Raw genomic sequence first — 19826 nt, 5'->3', positions numbered from 1 at the left:
CCTGTATTTTTCTTAATTAAAAGCAGTACGTTCGCATATATCGCTTATAAACAGCAACAAACAAGCTTACAAAAAGCCTTTTATCCCGTTTATATGTCAAGCATTAAGCTACGCCGAACAGCTTGGCCAGTTTCTCTTCATTTAACTTGGAACCAATTACGCAAAGACGTCCGGTGTACTCCGGTGAACCTTCACGGATCTCAGTTTCTTCCGGAACCATATCGAAGTAGATCCATGTTCCGTCCTCTGCCGGAAGCATTCCCTTAGCACGAAGGATCACGCCATACTCTTCAGAAGCGGAAAGGCTCTCCAGCATTTTTTCAAGCCCTTCTCTTGTAAACTTCTTAATAGTCTCACGTCCCCAGCTGGTAAATACTTCGTCTGCGTGATGATGGTGATGATCATGATGATGTCCGCAGCCACATTCGTCATCATGGTCGTGATGATGATGCTCATGATCGTGGTCATGTCCGCAGCCACACTCGTCATGGTCGTGATGATGATGCTCGTGATCGTGGTCATGTCCGCAGCCACATTCATCATCATGGTCATGATGGTGATGATGCTCATGATCGTGGTCATGTCCGCAGCCGCACTCATCATCATGGTCGTGATGATGATGCTCGTGATCGTGGTCATGTCCGCAGCCGCACTCATCATCATGGTCGTGATGATGCTCGTGATCGTGGTCATGTCCGCAACCGCACTCATCATCATGGGCATGATGATGCTCATGCTCCTCTTTCAGCAGCTCATCCGCCAGAGATACCGGATGCTCCATAACCTCCAGGATTTTCTTTCCATCCAGCTTCTCAATCGGAGTGGTAATAATAGCTGCCTTCTCATTGATAGAACGAAGAAGCTCCATAGACTCCATTGCTTTCTTCTCGTCTACAATATCGGTACGGCTCATGATAATCGCGCCTGCATACTGAACCTGATTGTCAAAGAACTCGCCGAAGTTTCTCATATACATTTTGCATTTCTTGGCATCAACAACTGTAGTGTAGCTGTTCAGCTGAATATCAACATCCTCTTCCACACCCTGTACAGCCTTGATAACGTCGGAAAGCTTACCAACACCTGATGGCTCGATCAGGATACGGTCCGGATGATACTTCTCTACAACTTCCTTCAGGGAAGCACCAAAATCTCCAACCAGAGAACAGCAGATACATCCGGAGTTCATCTCACGGATCTCGATTCCGGCATCTTTCAGGAATCCCCCGTCAATACCAATCTCACCGAACTCATTCTCGATCAAAACTACCTGCTCACCTTCAAATGCTTCTTTCAGCAGTTTCTTAATAAGAGTTGTCTTACCAGCTCCAAGGAAACCGGAGATAATGTCAATCTTTACCATTTTGTATTCCCCTTTCTATTATGCCAGAAAAAGGGGACATGACCAAGTCACATCCCCTAATATATTTATCCCAATTTCACAGTTTTATGCAAATCAGCCGTTGATCATGAAGTGCATAAGCTTATCAATGTCTTCTTTCTCATATGCAACGATCTCAAGCTCCGGAATCTCACCGTTAGAGAAGATGTTCGCAAGAGATACATACTGTGATAATTTAGATTTCAGGTTCAGTCTGTCACCTTCGCCAGTTACAAGCTCTACTTTACCAGCGCAGCTGTCTACTACATCAAAAAATTTCTGAATGTCTTTAATATTAGATACCTTCATGTCAATATTCTCCTTTCAACATGTACAACTTTTTCCATTTCTTTTTGTTCGGGCTCATTATATCTCAACTTTTTCCAAATAGCAACAGGTTTTTCACCTTCTGGGAAAAAATCCCCAACAGTCACAAACAAAACCCGAATTTGCCCCATTCTTTGGGTATTTTTAATACTAAATTATCACAGCAATCTGAAAATTGTCTGTGAGAATTGTTCCTTGCGGAATTTGGAAGCTTTTAATACTGGAACACAGCAACTCCGTAAGCTGGCAGCGGATAAGCAAAGGAGAACGGACGATTGTCACAATCCTGCTTTTCTGCCTTAAATACCTTTTTCGCAGTCTGTCCGTTTTCATCCAGAATCAGTGTGTATTGTTTCTTCTTTGGCACACCAACACGGTAATCCGGACGTTCTACAGGAGTGAAATTGCATACTACCAGAAGGTTATTTCTTTTTGTAGGGGATTTCCTTACGAAGCTGTAAATACTTCTGTCCCCGTCATCTGCATTGATCCACTCAAAGCCAGACGGATCCGTATCCGTTCCATAGAGCGCAGGATATTTGCGATACATCTTCAGCAATGTCTGCACAAAATCCTTCAAATCCCGATGCTTCTCTTCCCCAAGAAGGAACCAGTCAAGTTCTCTCTCCTCGCTCCACTCTCGAAGTTGACCGAATTCCTGCCCCATAAATAAAAGCTTCTTGCCCGGATGGCAGAACATAAATGTATAAGCAGCCTTCAGATTCTTAAACTTATCATCTAGCTCACCTGGCATTTTCTCCAGCATAGACTTCTTCAGATGAACCACCTCATCATGGGAGATTACTAACACATATTTCTCACTGTAAGCATATGTCATGGAGAAAGTCATCTTATTATGGTTAAACTTACGGAAATAGGGGTCCAGCTTCATATATTCCAGGAAGTCATTCATCCAGCCCATGTTCCATTTCAGGGAAAATCCAAGGCCGTCATCCTCTGCCTTACCTGTAACCTTCGGCCATGCGGTAGACTCCTCTGCAATCATCACAGTACCATGGTTTCTTCCAAGAACCACTGTATTCAGATGCTTAAAAAACTCAATTGCTTCCAGATTCTGATTTCCGCCATATTTATTGGCTACCCACTGACCATCATTCTTTCCATAATCCAGATACAGCATGGATGCAACGGCATCCACACGAAGACCGTCCACATGACACTCCTCGATCCAGAACAGAGCATTTGCGATCAGGAAGTTCTTTACCTCCGGTCTGCCATAATTGTAGATCTTGGTTCCCCAGTCCGGATGCTCCCCCTGTCTGGGATCTGCATGCTCATAAACTGCAGTTCCGTCAAAATTCGCCAGTCCATGGGCATCCTTGGGAAAATGTGCCGGCACCCAGTCCAGAATAACCCCGATTTTCTGTCTGTGAAGATAATCTACCAGATATTTGAAATCCTGGGGTGTTCCATAGCGGGAAGTAGGCGCATAATAACCGGTGACCTGATATCCCCAGGAACCGTCAAAGGGATGCTCTGCAATCCCCATCAGCTCCACATGTGTATAGCCCATATCCTTCACATACTGGGCAAGCTTCACCGCCAGTTCCCTGTAATTGAAAAAGCCTTTCTCATTCTCCTCTGTAGCCGGATGCTTCATCCAGGAGCCAGGATGTACCTCATAGATCGCCATGGCATCCTTAGTCTCGTCAAATTTCTGACGATTCTTCATCCAGGTGGTATCTTTCCATTTGTAATCCCCGATATCCGTGATTCTGGATGCCGTTCCCGGTCTTAATTCTGCCTCATTTGCATAAGGGTCAGCTTTATAAATATGCTCCCCGTTCATTCCTACAATAAAAAACTTATACAGCTGTCCAATCTTCGCTCCAGGGACAAATGTCTCAAATACACCGATCGGACCTGCCTTTTTCATTGGAGCAGCCTGTTCATTCCAGTCATTAAACTCTCCAATTACAGAAACAGCTTGCGCATTAGGTGCCCATACTGCAAAATAAACACCTTCTTTTTTCCCTTGTTTCACAGGATGTGCGCCAAGCTTTCTGTAAACATCATAATGGGTTCCCTGACCAAAGAGATACTGGTCAAGCTCTGTAAACTGTAATTTCTCTCCCATCAGAAAGTTACCTCCCTAAACTTTCAAATTCTTATGCACATTATAGCATACTCTTTTCCTCCATGCCACCAAAAACTTGTCTATTATTCATAAAAAATCTACATCAAAATTCATTTTTACTGTAAAAAAATACGCCTGTACTTTGACATTTTTCTCATAAGTACAAGCGTATACTATCATTCACACTATACAGCATCTGCGATTTCCGGAAGTCCCGAAGCTTAACACATATGCCAGACAGGCTCTAGAGCCTCTTATTTTCTCCGTTATTCGCCTAAGTCGCTGCTAAAATCCCCTTCGCTATTCTCACTGCCGTCTGTGTATCCGTCACTTTCACTGCCGTCGCTTCCATCACCGGAACCATCACTGAAGTCGCTCTCATCTCCATTACTGCTGTCATCTGAACTGCCATCAGAAGTTCCATCTGTGGAAGAGTCCTCAGAAGAGCCATTTCCATTATATCCAGGCACATAACCTGCATCAAGGGCGCTCTGCCAGAACTCTGCATATTTTGCTGGCTGAAGGGTAACATTCTTCGCCGCTGCCATCTCACTTACCGTTACCAGTTTATATCCCTGTGCAATAAGATCTGGAATCAGTCTGAGTGCCGCATCAACTGAAGGACCATGAATATCATGCATCAGAATAACGGCTCCGTCTCCCAGATTGCTGTCATTCATAATGCCATTGTAATCCAGATCTGTATCCAGATATTTCCAGTCCAGACTGTCAATAGACCACAAAATAAAAGGTTTCCCAACTGCCGAAATAATTTCATCATTGCAGTCTCCATAAGGCGGACGAATTACCGTGGACTCCTGTCCACAGGCATCAATCAATGCCTGATCGGTATCGCCGAATTCCTTTATAACATCATCAATACTCAGATTCAGCATATCCTGATGATCCCAGGAATGGTTTCCGATCTCACAGCCAAGTTCCACCATTCTCTTCACTTCGTCCGGATACTGTCCAACCAGCTGTCCCAACATAAAGAAGGTAGCATGTGCATTGTTCTCCTCCAGACAGTCCAGAAGCTTGTCTGTATACTGTCCCGGACCATCATCAAAGGTAAGTGCGATCAAAGGGCGTTTCTTCTCAGCATTGTAAGAACCATCCTCATTAAAATAATAATCGTTTACCCCCTTGGTCACCCAGCCGGTCTGCATGTATCCATTGGAATCAAATGCATATTTCACTCCGTCAATCTCTGCAAAACCATTGGTATAATATGTACCATCTGCATTCTGATACCAGCGTCCGCTGGAATCCTCATGCCAGCCTGGAGTCAGTGAAGAAACCTTGGTCACATCGCTCTGTCCTTTCAGAGGCTGTCTCAGAGCATCTGTAGAATTGGAATCCGCATTCGAAGCAGCTCCGTCACCTGCATCCGCCTGCACGCTCTGTGATTTTCCAGTACTCTTTCCTCCCACACGACTTACGATTGGAAAAATCACTCCTCTTATTACAAAAATCACAGCCAGCACCATTGCCACAACATAGGTAACCAGCTTAATGATCCTCCTTCGTCTTATCTGGCGCTGTTTCCTGCGCATTCTTTCGCGCAAAACCCTTCTATCCATTCATATTCCCTCTTTATCTCTCGTTACATAGTGGAAAAAATTTTCCGCAAAAAAGTTCTGTCATAGCACTTCTCTCAGCTCCAGATCATCTGTTACAAGAAGAATATCCGCTTTCTTTCCAACAGAAAGGGAACCAACTTCATCATAAATACCAATACTCTTTGCCGGATTTCGTGTTGCTGCAAAAATCGCTTCTTCAAGGGGAACACCAAAAGAAACAGCCTTGCGCATACAATCATACAGGTTCGTAGCAGAACCGGCAATCGTACCGTCCTTCAAAGTTGCCTTACAGTCCTTCATCGTTACTTCCTGTCCACCCAGCTGGTAGGTTCCGTTCTCCATTCCAGTAGCCATCATAGAGTCACTGATCAGTACAATCCTCTCTGGTCCAAACATCTTAAATGTAGCGCGGATCACAGCGGGATGAATGTGAATGCCATCACAGATCATCTCTGCCATACACTGCCCATCATCACAGGCAGCTCCGATCAGTCCTGGTTCTCTGTGCGCCAGTGGCTGCATGGCATTATAAAGATGTGTCACATGGTGTGCACCTCTTCTCATGGCCTCCGCTGCTGTATCGTAATCAGCTGCTGTATGACCAAGGGAAATGCACACCTCATTATGTACCTCATCAATGAATTCCATAGCACCATCCACATTCGGTGCCAGAGTTACCAGCTTCACCATATTTCCGGAATATTCATTCAGTTCACGGAAAAATCCGGCATCTGGTTTGCGGATATAGCCCTCCACATGGGCGCCTTTTTTCTTCGCATCCAGAAATGGGCCTTCCATATTGATTCCCCGGACAGCAGCTCCGTCTTTCATTTCTCCCACAGTCTTAATAGTAGCAAAAATTTCCTTCAGTTCTTCTGCCGGCAATGTCATGGAAGTAGGACAATAGGAAGTAATTCCGTGACTCTTTTCGTATTTCAGAATAATCTTAAGTCCTTCCGGATCAGCATCAGAAAAATCATGTCCAAATGCACCGTGACTGTGAATATCCACCAGCCCCGGAAGCACCCTGAGCCCAGCCGCGTCTACAATCGTCTTGTCCGTAACCTCATCCTCTGAAGCCACGATTCTATGATTCTCCACATACAGATCCTGTAATCTGAAGCTTCCATCCTCCTGAAAAACTTCTCCATTTTTAATAATCATAACTCCATTCCCTCCTGAGATTCATTGGCTGCTGTTTCTGTTATAAGCGGCAACCGTCAATTCTCCGTACTGTCATCCTGTGTATCTGTTGAAGCATCCGCTGCTGTGCCTGTATCTGCGGTTGCACCAGCTTCCTGCTCTTCTGCTGTATCCCCGCCATCAGTGCTCTGTCCGTCAGTCGTACTGTCATCTGCATGATCTGCTGCTTCTGTTCCCTCAGCAGCCTGTGCATCCTCACCTTCAGCAGATGTATCCGCTGCTGTCTGATCATAATTAGCATTTGCAATAATGAAATCCTGAACTCTCATAAGTCCGATACTCTCATCCACTGCAACCTGACCGTAAGTATCGATAAGAACTGCAAGATCGCCAGAAGCATACTGCTCTACCAGCTGATTCTGGATTGCAAGACTTTCCTCATCCTCCAAAGTCATTCCCTCTGCGTCCATGATTCCCTGAATAAGCAGATTCTGTTTTACCTTGGCCTGGGCATACTGCTGGCACTGGGCTTCGAAATCATCCATGGAAACGCCCTGAGACTCTACGAAGTCTTCAAGCTCCATATTTCCCTGCTTCGCGTATGCTTCTGCCTGTTTCTTAAATGTCTTCACTGCCTCTTCTACGTCTTTCTCTGGATATTCCACAACCTCAGAATTGGTGTAAACAGTATTCCATGCAGTGCTGCGCAGACTGCTGTCGGCCTGATCCTGTGCTTCCTGCTCCAGCTGTGCGCGAACAGAAGCCTTATATTCATCAATTGTCTTGTAATCGGTATTCGCTGCAACCCAGTCATCGGTCAGTTCCGGTGGTCTCTTAAAGCTCTGCACGGTAATCTGGAATACTGCATCCTGTCCAGCCAGTTCACTGTTGCGGTAGCTCTCCGGGAAGGTTACCGATACGTCTTTAGTCTCACCCTTCTTCATTCCCACGATTCCTTCTTCAAATCCGGGAATCATTGTGCCGCTTCCGATCACAAGGTCATAATTATTACCAGTTCCACCTTCAAAAGCTTCCCCGTCTTTTGTACCTACGAAATTAATAGTAGCGGTATCACCATTCTGGATGACAGCGTTCTCATCTGTCACTTCCACTGAATTGTCTTTCAAATTCTCTGCGATACGATTCTCAATATCCTCATCTGTCACTTCTGGTACAGAATTATCAAGAGTTATCCCCTTATAGTCTGCAATTGTAACATATTTCTCCACATTATCCACTGAAACCAGGCGTGTCGCACCGGTAGAATCTGTATAAGGTTCCTGTACCTCTTCTTCCTCTGCCGAATCCTCTGCCTGCTGCTCTGTGGCAGTGCTCTCACTCTCTGTACTGGTAGTTTCTTTATCACTTCCGCAGCCATTTACAGCAAGTGCCATACACATTACTAACGCTGCCAAATATACTTTTCTTTTCATTTCATACTCCCTTCAGTTACTCTTTTATAAAATTATCACATTTTCTATTAAAAAGGAAGCCCACTGAGGCAATCATTTTTATTTTATCTCCGCCGCGTTACTGTTCACTGGTAACGTTCCGCGAGGTGTTTTATGTGAACAAAGTTCACATAAAACCCGAGAATCTCAGCGCAAAATCATGCGAATGCATGATTTCTTTGCAGCTGGTCTTATCAGCCCCCATTCATAGGCGGTACAGGAGTGGGTCTGGATGGGTCAAATACCTGGCTTACGTCAAACAGATCTGCCAGCATGTCCGGATTGTAATACATTCGGTATCCATCCACATTTCTTCTTCCCATCCGGAAATATTCATCTGCCATCTGTACAAAATATTGATTAGAATCCACGTTGCAATAATAATCATATCCCTGGGATTTCAGATATTCAAATTTCTCATTGCCAGTATACTCTCCGCCGTTATTAATATCTGCTCCGAAAGCAAAGATAATAATATCTGTTCCGCCAATAAGAGGGTCAATGTTCTCTTTGAAATTCTGTGTATCTGTTTCAAGGCGTTCCATGGAAACTGTGGACATGTTTTTATGTCCCCATGTATGGCTGGCAAAAGTCCAGCCCTCCGCCTTCATGGCATCTGCAACCTTTTTCGCTTCTGCCCGCTCTGTATCCAGATCAAAATCAGGATGCGCGTCAAGCCACGCCTTTTTATCATCATTCAGATCATCTGGTCTTGTCTGATAGCTGATATCTGTGCGGTAACCCAGGATTCCATTGTAGCCTGTAAGCGCTACAATTCCCTTATGTCCATGATATGCAAAATCAGGATGTTCCTCCACAAACCGGTCGATCAGCGGTACAACATCATAGTCACCTACAACTGTGCTTCCATCATCCTGTACATATTCGTTGCGGATCTTCCCCTCTTCATCTATAACAAGCTTGGTGGCAATTCCATCTCCATCCTGGGAGTGGTAATAACATACATCGTCCTGCGAAAGGACAAACGGTGTTTTTCCCTTAGGAAGATAAACCTGCTTTGCCTGCATTTTCCCATTTTCATCAACGTCTGCCAGATCATAAAGGTTTACCATTACATATCCCTCGTCATACATGATCTGGGTTATCTTATTAAACTCATCCATAGTGGTCATAACCTGATTATAACCATCTGTCTTGTAATCTCCATCAAACGCCTTGGAAGTATCCACGATCAGGGAATGATAAAAAATGTGAGTTACCTGTTCCGGAGACCAGGCTACACATTTATCCTTTTTTTTCTGGAATTTCTCTGCAGCATTCTGAAAATGGACATTTCTCACATATGCATTGTCCTTCTGCAAAAGGCTGATTGCACCGTCATAATCATACTGAGCAGCTTTCTCCTTGGCTGTGGTCAGTACCTTCTTCTCGTGACGGATCTGCCTCCTGATGATACCTGTGCCGGCAGCTGCTGCCTGTGGCATAACCCCATTTAAATCTATGGCTGCTGCCTGGGCTGCATCCTGCTCTGGCTGATTTGCAGAATCTGAAGAATTATCTTCTGTTTTCTCTTCATCGGACATATTCCCGGATTCATCCTGTGCAGTATCCTCTGAATTGTCACCTGTATTTCCAGTTGTCTCATCACTGTCATCTGCCGTGCCTTCACCAGATTCCGGTTGTATATCTGTACTGTCTGAGCTGTCAGCAGCTTCCTCTGTATTAATATCGGGGTTTTCGATGCTTTCGGTGCTTTGGTCAGCCTTTGCCAGTTCTTCTGCTGCCTTGCTCTCTTTACCGGAATTCTTATCAGGAACCAAATCCCTTACCTTGGCTACCAGCGTTTCCATGCCGTCTTTTAACCCTGTCTGCTCTCTATAAAAGTATCCCACACCGCCCAACACTGCCAGAGCAGTAATAATAAGAGCCAGATTACGATTCCGTATCTGCCTCTTCTTTCTCTTCAGATTGCGCTCATGTCTCTCGCGCCGTCGTTCTTCGTAATATATCTCTTCCTGGTGTTCCTTCTCTGCCAGTTCCTGTAATTCTCTGTCAAGCTCCCGCTTGGACTGGCTGTCGGAAACTTTATTCTCTTCCAGACCAGGCTGTTCCTGTTCTGTATCCGATTTCTTCATAATGTATAACTCCTAACTATACTGTAAGCCCCCCTCAAAACACCTTCTTCCCGCAAGACCAGTTAATAAAGAAAACCTACAAAGCTTCCTATTAATCCTGAACGGAATCTGTAATCTGGCATTTATTATAACCATACCAGATAAATCTATCCATTCTGTAACCAGTAGATTTCTATTATACATGATATTCAAAATAATTACCACCTCTTCTCAGTAAATATCCTTGCATTCTATTGCCATATATTGTTAAAATAAAAAACACATGATAAAATATGTTTTAACCTCAAATATCAAAAATATTAAGCTCTATATCATTCACTCTAAAGGAGGAAAATATGAACAGATCAGATATTATGCGCATCAGCGCACTATTTGAAATAGCCCTGGGTTCTGCTTCTTTGATCGCAGCCCGCTTCTGGATCGGAACCACTAATATTGTGGGCAGACATGTAAGCCATGGTGATACTACAGAGGCTTTTGCACTTACTTATGCATTTATACTTCTTCAGATTGCAATTGGAATTATAGGCGTGATGAATGCAGAAAAAGGAAGAATGAGCACCGTTATCTTTGGAATTTTGGCCTTTATTCCCCAGATTGCCCACTTCTTTCATATTAAGGGAAGTATTATACTGGTTCTTATGAATCTTGCAGCATTTGCGGTACCGGTTTTATATACTTTCACGGCGTATAAGCTTTTTAAAGGAGATAACAAAACAATTGCCTTTTCCAAAAAATGATGTTAAAATATAGTTTATGTGAAACAAGAATGTAACTGTTCAGTTTCTTCACGGTCACACGCTTTGCGGAACCGTGCAGGCTGAATAGTTATTAAGAAACTTTATAATATAGTAGGAGGATAAGTATGCATCCAGTAACAATCGTCCTTCTGGTGATTCTTGTAATCCTCATCGGATTACTGGTTGGTTTATATTTCTTTGGCAAGAAGACCCAGAAGAAGCAGGAAGAACAGCAGGCACAGATCGAGGCAAGTAAACAGACCGTTTCCATGCTCGTTATTGATAAGAAGAGAATGCCACTTAAGGAATCAGGTCTCCCACAGATGGTCATCGACCAGACACCGAAGCTTCTCCGCCGCTCCAAGATGCCGATCGTTAAGGCTAAAGTCGGACCGAAGATTTCCATTCTTATCGCAGACGAGAAGGTATTCGACCTTATCCCTGTGAAGAAAGAGATCAAAGCTGAAGTAAGTGGACTTTACATAGTAGGTGTAAAAGGCATCCGCGGTAACCTGGACGCTCCGGTTAAGAAGAAAAAAGGATTTTTCGCACGTTTTAAGAAATCTGCTGAGGAAGCTCAGGCAGCCCAGAATGAGACTAAGAAATCCAAAAAGAATAAAAAGAAATGATTATTTTAGCCCTGCCATTATGATGGCAGGGCTATTTTAATGCTCCTTTCCCCATATTGTAATGCCAGACATTATTTCCTGCGTGTTGCATTTTATCAAGAATCTTTCTCTCATTTCAAAAAGGATCCTGCATTTCTGCAAGATCCTCATTCTCAATCTTATTTCCCATTATCCATATAAAATTTTCTAAGAAAATACGTCGGCGTACAGCTCCATGCGTGACAGTAGCTGTTAACCATGCTGGAGCCATAAGGGGATTCTTCCCGGTTGTATGGATTGTACAGTTCCCAGAAGGTGTCGGCGCCGTCGCGGATCATCTCGCCCCAGTAACGCTTCATTTCTTCCAGTGCAAGCTCTTTCTCATCACAGCGGATAAGCGCATCAATATAGTGATGATACATATATGGAGTTACCATGCGGATTCTTGGATTCACTTCCATTACATGATGGATCAATTTACAGTTTGTCTCTTTGTCAAAGACACGTGCCAGGATCATCCAGATCTGGGTTGCCCAGGAAGCCTGACGGTCCGGACCGCTTACGAACATTCCAAGCGCTTCATCCCAGAACTCTTTCACTGCTGCCTCTTTCAGCATGGCCTGCTTCTCTTCCAGCCAGCTGATATCCTCCTGTTTATCCAGAATCTTTGCAAGGCGGATTCCATAACGGATACAGTAAATCAGAACTGCTGTAGCTCCGGCCTGCTTATTCAGACCATCTCCCCAGTCCAGGAAGCACCAGAATGCATCACCTAAATCCTCCACAACATTTTTCTCATTTAACTGCGTCATAGCAATGCGGATCTGATCAATTGCCACATCATAAAGATCCCTGAGTGTTTCCAGATCACCGGTTGCCTCATAATAATCCAGAAGCACAGATGAGAAAAACAATGCATAGTCCAGAAGGTAAGTATCATCTGGCTCCATCTCCGGTTCTGTGAATACACAGGCGCTTAGCTTTCCCTCATTAAAAAGCAGTCCTGCAAAAATATACATACAGCGTTTGGCAAGATCATAATTCTTAAAGGTGTAATAATTGGCTCTCGCCTGAAGTCTCAGATCTCCCAGCCACATTCTGCGGTCACGCTTCGGTCCATCCTCAAAAACATCCTGCATGCATTCTTTCAGGGTTTTTCGGCTTACCAGATCAATCTGATTCAGAAGCGGATCTCCGAAATCCACCGGCTTTACAGACTCCATGTCTACAGCAGAAACCGTATCACAGGAAATACCATCGATTTTCAGCTGGAACTTGGCAGAAGTATCAATTACACGAAGCTCCATATAACGGAAAGAATATCTTCTTGGCAGCTTCACCTTCGCCGGAAGTACGTCCACATGAATATACTCCTCCTGAATCCAGCCACGGCTGAGCCAGCCGTCATAATCAGCAGTTTTGTCCGTCATTTCCTCCAGACGCTCACCGAATTTCAGGTAAAAATAAACCGGTGCATCCTGATGGCTTCCTGTTTTACTAAGCTCCAAAGTCACATAACCTACAGCATGATCCCCGAAATCCACAAATACTGTATCATCTCTTTTTAAATATTTTGCATACAGATTTTCAATCGGGTGCTCTTCTGTAATAACCGTTCTCATCTGGCGGTCTTTTCCCACCATAATTTCCTTTTCAGCCTTAATTTCTTTATGCAAAAGCTCCGGCTTCAGGGCCTCTGCAATTTCCAGAAAACGATTATTTTTATGTACTTCGAAATTCTCAATTATACTATATGATGGCATTATTTTTCCTCCTAAAAATCGTCTAATGTTTCATCGGAATCAGTATCTTCAGCTCAAACCAGTTATTCGCCTTGCCCGCCATAACTGAACCGCCATACTTCTCTACAATTTTTTTCATACTCTTCATTCCATATCCATGGAACCGTTTGTCTTTCTTGGTGGTGATCGGGATTCCATCCTGGAACTGAACGTTCTCCTCGCAGTAATTCTCTGTGCGAATACGAATAAACTGTTTATCCTGAATCACATGCAGGGAAATCAGACGTTTCTGACGGTCTTTGATCTTCACCACACTTTCAATAGCATTATCCAGCATATTTCCGAAAAGAGCACTGATATCCATATCCTCCATAAAATTCAGCAGCTGCCCCTCACCCATAAATTTCAGCTCAATACCATGTCTCTGACAATGCATGCTTTTACTGGTAAGAATGGTATCAAGGACCTTATTTCCCGTTTTATTCTGTGTCTCATAAATCTTGATCTCACGCTCCATCTGTTCCAGGTATTCCCCTGCTTTTTCAGAATCTGCGCCTCTTTTTAAAAGATTGATCTGATGCTTCAGATCATGGTATTTCTGATTTACAATGTCGATACTCTCCTTGGAAAGCTTGTAATTTTTGTACTGCATATCCATAATATTCCGAAGCGTATCCTTCTCAAAACGCATCTGGATCTCTTTTACCTGAATGTGATAAGCATAAAGCACCGCCATACCGCTAAGATCCGCCAGTGTACGGATAATAAACACATCCATAGCTGTTCCTGCACTGAAAATACTTTTTACATCCACATAGCTTACATTGCTGATACAATACACCATAATCAGCACAAAATATACAACCAGTAATTCTCTGCGGGTGATCTGCAATTCTTCAATATCCTTCTTCAGATAACGTTCGATCAAATAAATCAGAATGTATAGTACTGCATAAATAACTACCATATGCAGCACTCTCCATAGCATCTGCTCTGGTGTCCCCTTCTCCTGACCGCTGAAATCACCTGTATAAAAATAATGAATCTGCCAGCACAAAGAGGCTGCAAATTCTGCGTTGATAAATGCCTTCGCACAGAAAAATCCGGTTTCACGCCATGGAAGCTCTCCTGCCATCCTGATGTACAAAAGCATCAGCAAAAACACACAAACCATAAGAGGCATGAAAAACATCTGCTTTATTCCATCTGTAAAAAACATAACGGTAAAAATACTGATAAAACTCAGTGCCCCGTGCAGATATTTCCACAGTTTTTTATTTCCGCGCCCCTGCACAAGGATCATTACCAGTGCAGAAAGCCAGTAGGAAATAGCATAATAATATCCGGGAGTGTTGACTACTGTGCCTCTCATTTTCCCACCTCATTCATGTATTCATTCAGCGCATCCAGAAAGGGCTTGCGCCTGCTTCTGCTCACCTGGATCGTATCGCCGTTTACCATAATATCACTACCCTGATAAGTCTCTACAAATTCCAGTTGATATTTCACATATTTTAGGAAATTTAATAACTGTTATATTTGATTATCAAATTCTTCGCAAACCCTTGAAAATACTAAGTTTGTAGCAAGTGAACTTTCCCTTACTCTTTCCCTTGTGTTACATTCTCCCATTGGTTTTTATGAACCTTAATATGGGAAAAATTAAGGGAAAGAAAATTTCATAACACAATATAACATATAACAATAACGACATGGTGAACTGATTGAAATGTTTTCGATATTTAACTTTATAACTGATTATCAAAAGAAAATGGAGATAAGATACGATGAGAACAATTTATGCAGAATACAACATAAACCACGATAGTATTGATGTTTACACAAGTGCCGGATATATGCTTCGCATTGATTGCTGGGAAGCTGAAAAAAATTTAAAAACCACATATGGATCAGAATGTGCGCTTACTTCATTGGCTGTGGATGAGCCTTTGGAATATGCAAGATTATATCTTGATGGCAATTTACAGATGTGGGTGGATGCAGAAGATTCATTAGAACTTTATTAAGCAAGAAGTGAAATATTGTTGTAGATCTATCTCATTTCTTGAGGGTTCTTAAGATGCAAGATGATTGCTAATACGCATTTTACAATAGAGTTTAATTTTTAAAACTGTATGGTGGAAAGCAAGTCTGAAATGGCTTGCTTTTTGCTTTACAACGAGGGTGGTTACTGTATAATGAAATATGAAGTAAAAAGCAGTAATTTGATATGAAGCAATAAAGGAAATACATGATGGAAAAATATAAAATTCTAATAGTTGAAGATGATGTTGATTTGAGAGAGGGACTTTCCTTCTCCTTTTCTGGTGATGGATATGATGTGACAGAGACAGGGACAAAAAAGGATGGTTTACAAGAAATCGCAAACGGTGGTTATGATATTGTATTTTTGGATTGTAACCTGCCGGACGGAACGGGCTTTGAACTCTGTAAAGAAGTTCGTAGCTACAGCAATATCCCAATCATTATGCTGACTGCTCGTGATACAGAAATGGATGAGATAAAGGCTTTAGAATTAGGGGTAAATGATTACTTGTCAAAACCATTTTCTCTGGGTGTATTAAAAGCAAGAATGAAGCGGATACTTCAAGAAAAATCTGAAAGTACAAAGATTGTTACAGGTTCATTAAGCATAGACCAGAGTACTTGTAAAGTATATAAAAGAGGTTCAGAAATCTCTCTTAGCAAATTGGAATACCGTCTGTTGGTGTATTTGATTGAAAATAAGAATCATATCCTTTCTAAGGAGCAGATTTTAGAGAAGATATGGGATAGTGATGGAAAATATGTAGATAACAATACGGTGTCTGTGAATATCAGCAGGCTTCGTACAAAGATAGAGGATGATGTATCGAAACCAAAATGGATTCAAACAGTTCATGGAATCGGATATATCTGGAAGGAATAAAGAGATGTGGATTACGATACTTTTAGCAGTGCTTTTGTGTTTGTCGATTGGATATAGCATATATCAAAAAAGAAAAACATATCGCCTGATTGACCGTTTGCTGGACAGTGTGTTAAATCGGGAAATGATTGCAGCTTCTGATGTGGAAGAAGGAGAATATTCTGCCCTTGTCAGTAAAATCAAGCAGATACAGGAAGTGCTTGATAATCACGTGAATAGTGCCGAACAAGAAAAAGAGCAGGTGAAAAGTCTGGTATCTAATATGTCTCATCAATTAAAAACGCCCTTAGCGAATATTTCTCTCTATGCAGAAATCTTAAGTAAAGAGGAAATTACATCAGAACGGAAAACATTGTTTTCTGAAAAAATGCAACGACAGATTGACAAGCTGAGTTGGATTGTGGAGTCTTTATCGAAGATGGTAAAATTGGAGCAAAATATTGATGGCTTTGAAGGAAAAGCAATAGGGATCAAGCAGACGATTTTAGACGCAGTAGATACGCTTTATGAGAAACTGGAAAAAAAGGAAATCAACTTTACATTGGAACCATTTGAGGACAGATTACTGTATCATAATCGAAAATGGACAGCAGAAGTATTTGTAAATTTGTTGGAAAATGCTGTTAAGTACACCGATAGAGGAGGAACTATTTCCATTTGTGTAAAAAGTTATGATTTATACACAGAGATTCAGATTGCAGATAATGGGCGTGGTATCCGGCAGGAGGAAATGACCGATATATTCAAACGATTTTATAGAAGCCCAGAAGTTGAGAATATGGAAGGTTCTGGGATTGGTTTGTATCTTTCTAATCTGATTTTGGAAAAAGAAAAAGGATATATGACGGTAGATTCCGAGTATGGAAAGGGAAGCTGTTTTTCTGTGTTCTTACAAAACTGTAAGAACTAATCATCCGTTTGTAAAGAAATTGCAAGATACGGCAGTTATACTGGATGTATCAAGAAAAGAGGAGTGATGACGGATGAGTATTTTAGAATTACGAAATGTTGAGAAAATATATGGAGAAAAAGATAATCAGGTAAAGGCACTACGGAATATCAATCTAAAAGTAGAAGAAGGCGAGTTTGTTGCCATTGTAGGCACATCTGGTTCAGGCAAATCTACTTGTCTTAATTTAATCGGTGGTCTGGATAATCCGACAAGTGGACAGATTTTTATAAAGAATAAAGAGATTGGTTCTCTTTCAAGAAAAGAACTGACGATTTTCCGTAGAAGAAATATAGGGTTTGTATTCCAGAATTATAGTTTAATGCCTGTGTTGAATGTGTATGATAACGTGGCATTGCCGGTTACATTTGACTGTGGAAAACATATTAACCGCAAATATATCGAAGAATTGTTGCGGGAACTGGGCATTTGGGAGAAACGCAAGAAATATCCAAACGAATTATCCGGCGGTCAGCAGCAAAGAGTTGCAATCGCCAGAGCTTTGGCAAATAAACCGAGTATCCTGCTTTGCGATGAACCGACAGGTAATTTGGACTCAGCCACAACCATTGAGGTTATGGGGTTATTAAAAACGAGTTGTCGTAAGTACAATCAGACGATTCTCATGGTAACGCATAATGAAGCCATTGCACAGACTTGCGACAGAGTAATTCATATTGAAGATGGTCAGATTGTTACAGGAAAGAGAAGATTTCCGGCAAAAGGCGGTGATGTCGTATGTTAAAGCTGGCATGGAAATATATGCGGTATTACAAGAGCCAGACATTTGCAATTTTTGCGAGTATTTTATTAACAGCATCATTGCTTTCCGGGATTTCTTCTTTGATTTACAGCAGTCAGAAAAGTGATCTGGCGAACAGCAAAACTATTTACGGAGACTGGCATTATTATATTGAAACGGATAAGGAACTTTTTAATTCTGTAGAAAGCGGTGAGAAAGGAAAAGGATATACGCTGGAACAGTGTGGAAAAATGGAAATCCGTGACGTTGTGGCAGAAGAATTTATGATCTGTTTTATCCATGCCGATGAAACTTATCGTCAAATGGCACACAGAGACTTGTTGGAAGGAACATTCCCTGAGAAAGAAAATGAAATTGCAGCGGATGGATTTGTGCTTAGTAATCTTGGATTTTCAGGGAATTTAGGAGATTCCCTTCGCATTGGTGAAAAAGAGTATATTGTTACTGGTGTTCTGAAAAGCGAATGGGCGGCAAGTTCCAGTGAAATGGAAGTTTTTGTAAGTGATTCTTTTAAAGGTCGAGGAAGCCAGACGTTTTTATATCTCAGTTTTAATGAAGATGAGAAGTTATATAAACAGTTGGATGCTTTTTTACAGGAACATAAATTATCTTCTGAATCGGTAGCAGAAAATGATGAAGTAATACAGTATCTTGGCGGAGAAGCACCAAGCAGCATTTCTGAAATCGTGAAATTTGGTCTGTTTGAAGAAGAAGGAAACTTCACTTATATCGTTTTGAAATTGCAGAGCGACTACAATCTGGCTTACAACGGAATGATTTTCCTGTTATGTCTGTTCAGTCTTTTCGTAGTTTACAGCGTATTCAGTATTTCTGTATCGAAGAGAACTTCTGAGTACGGAATATTACAGACATTAGGTATCAGTGAAGCGCAGATTGGTGGCACCTTACTTTTGGAACTTTGGACGTTATTTTTCATTGGATATCCGTTAGGATGTCTTTTAGGAAATGGTGTTTTAAGCCTTATGTATCAGAAATTTAGCGGTGTATTTGGTGGAAAAGGAATCAGTGGAGCAGGGAATGGTCTTTCTGTTGCGGACCATACGTTAGCAGAAGGAGAAAATACAGTAGAGTTTTTTGTTTCAAAGGAAGCTGTTGTGTTTGGTTTTGTATTTCTACTGATTTCGTTAGCACTCGTTGCCTTTCTCGTGGTTCGTTCCATGCGGAAAGATTCGCTGAAAACTGTGATGAGTGGAGATACTTCTTTTGTAAAAAGAAGAAAAATATACGCTATGCGAAATGTTAATATGGCAAATGTAGTGGTGCGGAAATTCATGTTTGCCAATAAACGAAAGGTAATAGGGATTTTATTATCCTTGTCTATCGGCGGTTGCATTTTCTTATGTACCACCTATATGGTAGAAAATTTGAAGGTTCACGCAGAACTTTCGCTGATATCGGATGATGGGCTTGGTTCTGAGTACCGTATTTCTTTAAAATCTGACTCGCTGAAGGATACGATTCCGGAGGCGGTAGCAGATAAGATTAAAAACATGCCGGAAACAGAGAATGTATATGCGACAAAGTATACGATGGGGGAATTACAGATTTCCAAAAACGAATTTTTGTCAGAAGAAGAATGGAGTGACTATTTCAAATATCAAAATCAGGAGCCGTATTATATCCAGAGATATGATGGGATCTGTAAGCAGCAGGAAGATGGAAATTATCGGATTAAATATAATGTGTACGGTTACGATGAAGCGATGATAGAACAGCTTCGGGATTTTATTCTGGAGGGAGAGATTCAGCCGGAAACAATAAAGAATAATAATCAAGTGATTGTGACGGCGAATATGGACGGTCAGGGAAATTACTTTTTTTATGGAAAGAAGCCGGGCGATACCATTACTCTTCGAGTACCAAAGACAGAAAACTATACAGATGAACTGTTAAAATTCCAAAGTGGCGAAGAAAACTATGGTGCTAGAATATAAATAGTACAAGCCAAAATGAGAAATTCCAAATACACATAAGCATGATACAATAGAGACATGC

General features: G+C 41.9%; 16 protein-coding genes. 7 read left to right on the top strand and 9 right to left on the bottom strand.

From position 1 onward, the window contains the following. Window positions 1-103 precede the first annotated feature (103 nt). The 7 genes from AB5642_RS12725 to AB5642_RS12695 all read right to left on the bottom strand — a co-directional run bounded on the left by AB5642_RS12725 (window position 104) and on the right by AB5642_RS12695 (window position 10079). Window positions 104-1363 carry a CobW family GTP-binding protein gene (locus tag AB5642_RS12725; RefSeq protein ID WP_195391771.1) on the bottom strand — a complete coding sequence of 420 codons (1260 nt, stop codon included), beginning with the start codon at window positions 1361-1363 and terminating at the stop codon, window positions 104-106. A 93-nt stretch (window positions 1364-1456) separates the two neighbouring features. Beyond that, window positions 1457-1690, bottom strand: a complete 234-nt coding sequence (locus AB5642_RS12720; protein ID WP_118577545.1) for a polya polymerase — start codon at window positions 1688-1690, stop codon at window positions 1457-1459. A gap of 232 nt (window positions 1691-1922) precedes the next feature. Further along, complete coding sequence (glgB, locus tag AB5642_RS12715) at window positions 1923-3806, bottom strand: 1,4-alpha-glucan branching protein GlgB (protein ID WP_195391772.1); 1884 nt, start codon at window positions 3804-3806, stop codon at window positions 1923-1925. A 266-nt stretch (window positions 3807-4072) separates the two neighbouring features. After that, window positions 4073-5389: a polysaccharide deacetylase family protein gene (locus tag AB5642_RS12710; RefSeq protein ID WP_195391773.1), complete on the bottom strand. Its 1317-nt coding sequence runs from the start codon at window positions 5387-5389 to the stop codon at window positions 4073-4075. Between the two features lie 60 nt (window positions 5390-5449). Then, window positions 5450-6553: an N-acetylglucosamine-6-phosphate deacetylase gene (gene nagA / locus AB5642_RS12705; RefSeq protein WP_118577548.1), complete on the bottom strand. Its 1104-nt coding sequence runs from the start codon at window positions 6551-6553 to the stop codon at window positions 5450-5452. A 56-nt stretch (window positions 6554-6609) separates the two neighbouring features. Beyond that, a complete protein-coding gene (tig, locus tag AB5642_RS12700) occupies window positions 6610-7965 on the bottom strand; it encodes a trigger factor (RefSeq protein WP_195391774.1) in 1356 nt (451 codons plus the stop codon). A gap of 212 nt (window positions 7966-8177) precedes the next feature. Further along, window positions 8178-10079, bottom strand: coding sequence for a polysaccharide deacetylase family protein (locus tag AB5642_RS12695; RefSeq protein WP_306467799.1), 1902 nt, complete (start codon window positions 10077-10079; stop codon window positions 8178-8180). A gap of 335 nt (window positions 10080-10414) precedes the next feature. Here AB5642_RS12695 and AB5642_RS12690 point away from each other — a divergent pair, with 335 nt between their 5' ends. Both AB5642_RS12690 and AB5642_RS12685 read left to right on the top strand, forming a co-directional pair. Continuing rightward, window positions 10415-10819: a hypothetical protein gene (locus AB5642_RS12690; protein ID WP_195391775.1), complete on the top strand. Its 405-nt coding sequence runs from the start codon at window positions 10415-10417 to the stop codon at window positions 10817-10819. A 125-nt stretch (window positions 10820-10944) separates the two neighbouring features. Then, the gene (locus AB5642_RS12685) at window positions 10945-11448 is read left to right on the top strand and encodes a hypothetical protein (RefSeq protein ID WP_118577551.1); all 504 of its coding nucleotides are present in this window, start codon (window positions 10945-10947) and stop codon (window positions 11446-11448) included. Between the two features lie 158 nt (window positions 11449-11606). Here AB5642_RS12685 and AB5642_RS12680 read toward each other — a convergent pair whose 3' ends face one another. Beyond that, window positions 11607-13190, bottom strand: coding sequence for a sugar hydrolase (locus AB5642_RS12680; RefSeq protein ID WP_195391776.1), 1584 nt, complete (start codon window positions 13188-13190; stop codon window positions 11607-11609). Window positions 13191-13212: 22 nt separating this feature from the next. Further along, complete coding sequence (locus AB5642_RS12675) at window positions 13213-14541, bottom strand: ATP-binding protein (RefSeq protein WP_237925432.1); 1329 nt, start codon at window positions 14539-14541, stop codon at window positions 13213-13215. A 415-nt stretch (window positions 14542-14956) separates the two neighbouring features. Between AB5642_RS12675 and AB5642_RS12670 the strand changes: the two genes are divergently transcribed. The 5 genes from AB5642_RS12670 (at window position 14957) to AB5642_RS12650 (ending at window position 19765) form a co-directional block, all read left to right on the top strand. Further along, window positions 14957-15196 (top strand): DUF6061 family protein, encoded by a 240-nt coding sequence (locus tag AB5642_RS12670; protein WP_020994096.1) that lies wholly within the window; start codon window positions 14957-14959, stop codon window positions 15194-15196. A 227-nt stretch (window positions 15197-15423) separates the two neighbouring features. Beyond that, window positions 15424-16098, top strand: a complete 675-nt coding sequence (locus tag AB5642_RS12665; protein WP_008707461.1) for a response regulator transcription factor — start codon at window positions 15424-15426, stop codon at window positions 16096-16098. Window positions 16099-16102: 4 nt separating this feature from the next. Next, window positions 16103-17008, top strand: a complete 906-nt coding sequence (locus AB5642_RS12660) for a sensor histidine kinase KdpD (protein ID WP_055066700.1) — start codon at window positions 16103-16105, stop codon at window positions 17006-17008. Between the two features lie 73 nt (window positions 17009-17081). Beyond that, window positions 17082-17792, top strand: coding sequence for an ABC transporter ATP-binding protein (locus AB5642_RS12655; protein WP_008707470.1), 711 nt, complete (start codon window positions 17082-17084; stop codon window positions 17790-17792). Beyond that, the gene (locus tag AB5642_RS12650) at window positions 17786-19765 is read left to right on the top strand and encodes an ABC transporter permease (protein ID WP_368371680.1); all 1980 of its coding nucleotides are present in this window, start codon (window positions 17786-17788) and stop codon (window positions 19763-19765) included. Before AB5642_RS12655 ends, AB5642_RS12650 begins: the two co-directional genes overlap by 7 nt. Window positions 19766-19826: the final 61 nt, after the last annotated feature.

This window comes from Ruminococcus sp. 1001136sp1_2201st1_G3_2201SCRN_220225 (genome assembly GCF_040924365.1).
GTDB classification, from domain to species: domain Bacteria; phylum Bacillota; class Clostridia; order Lachnospirales; family Lachnospiraceae; genus Blautia_A; species Blautia_A faecis.
The sequence above is the reverse complement of the archived record's forward strand: the minus strand, read 5'-3'. Positions and strand labels throughout refer to the sequence as shown.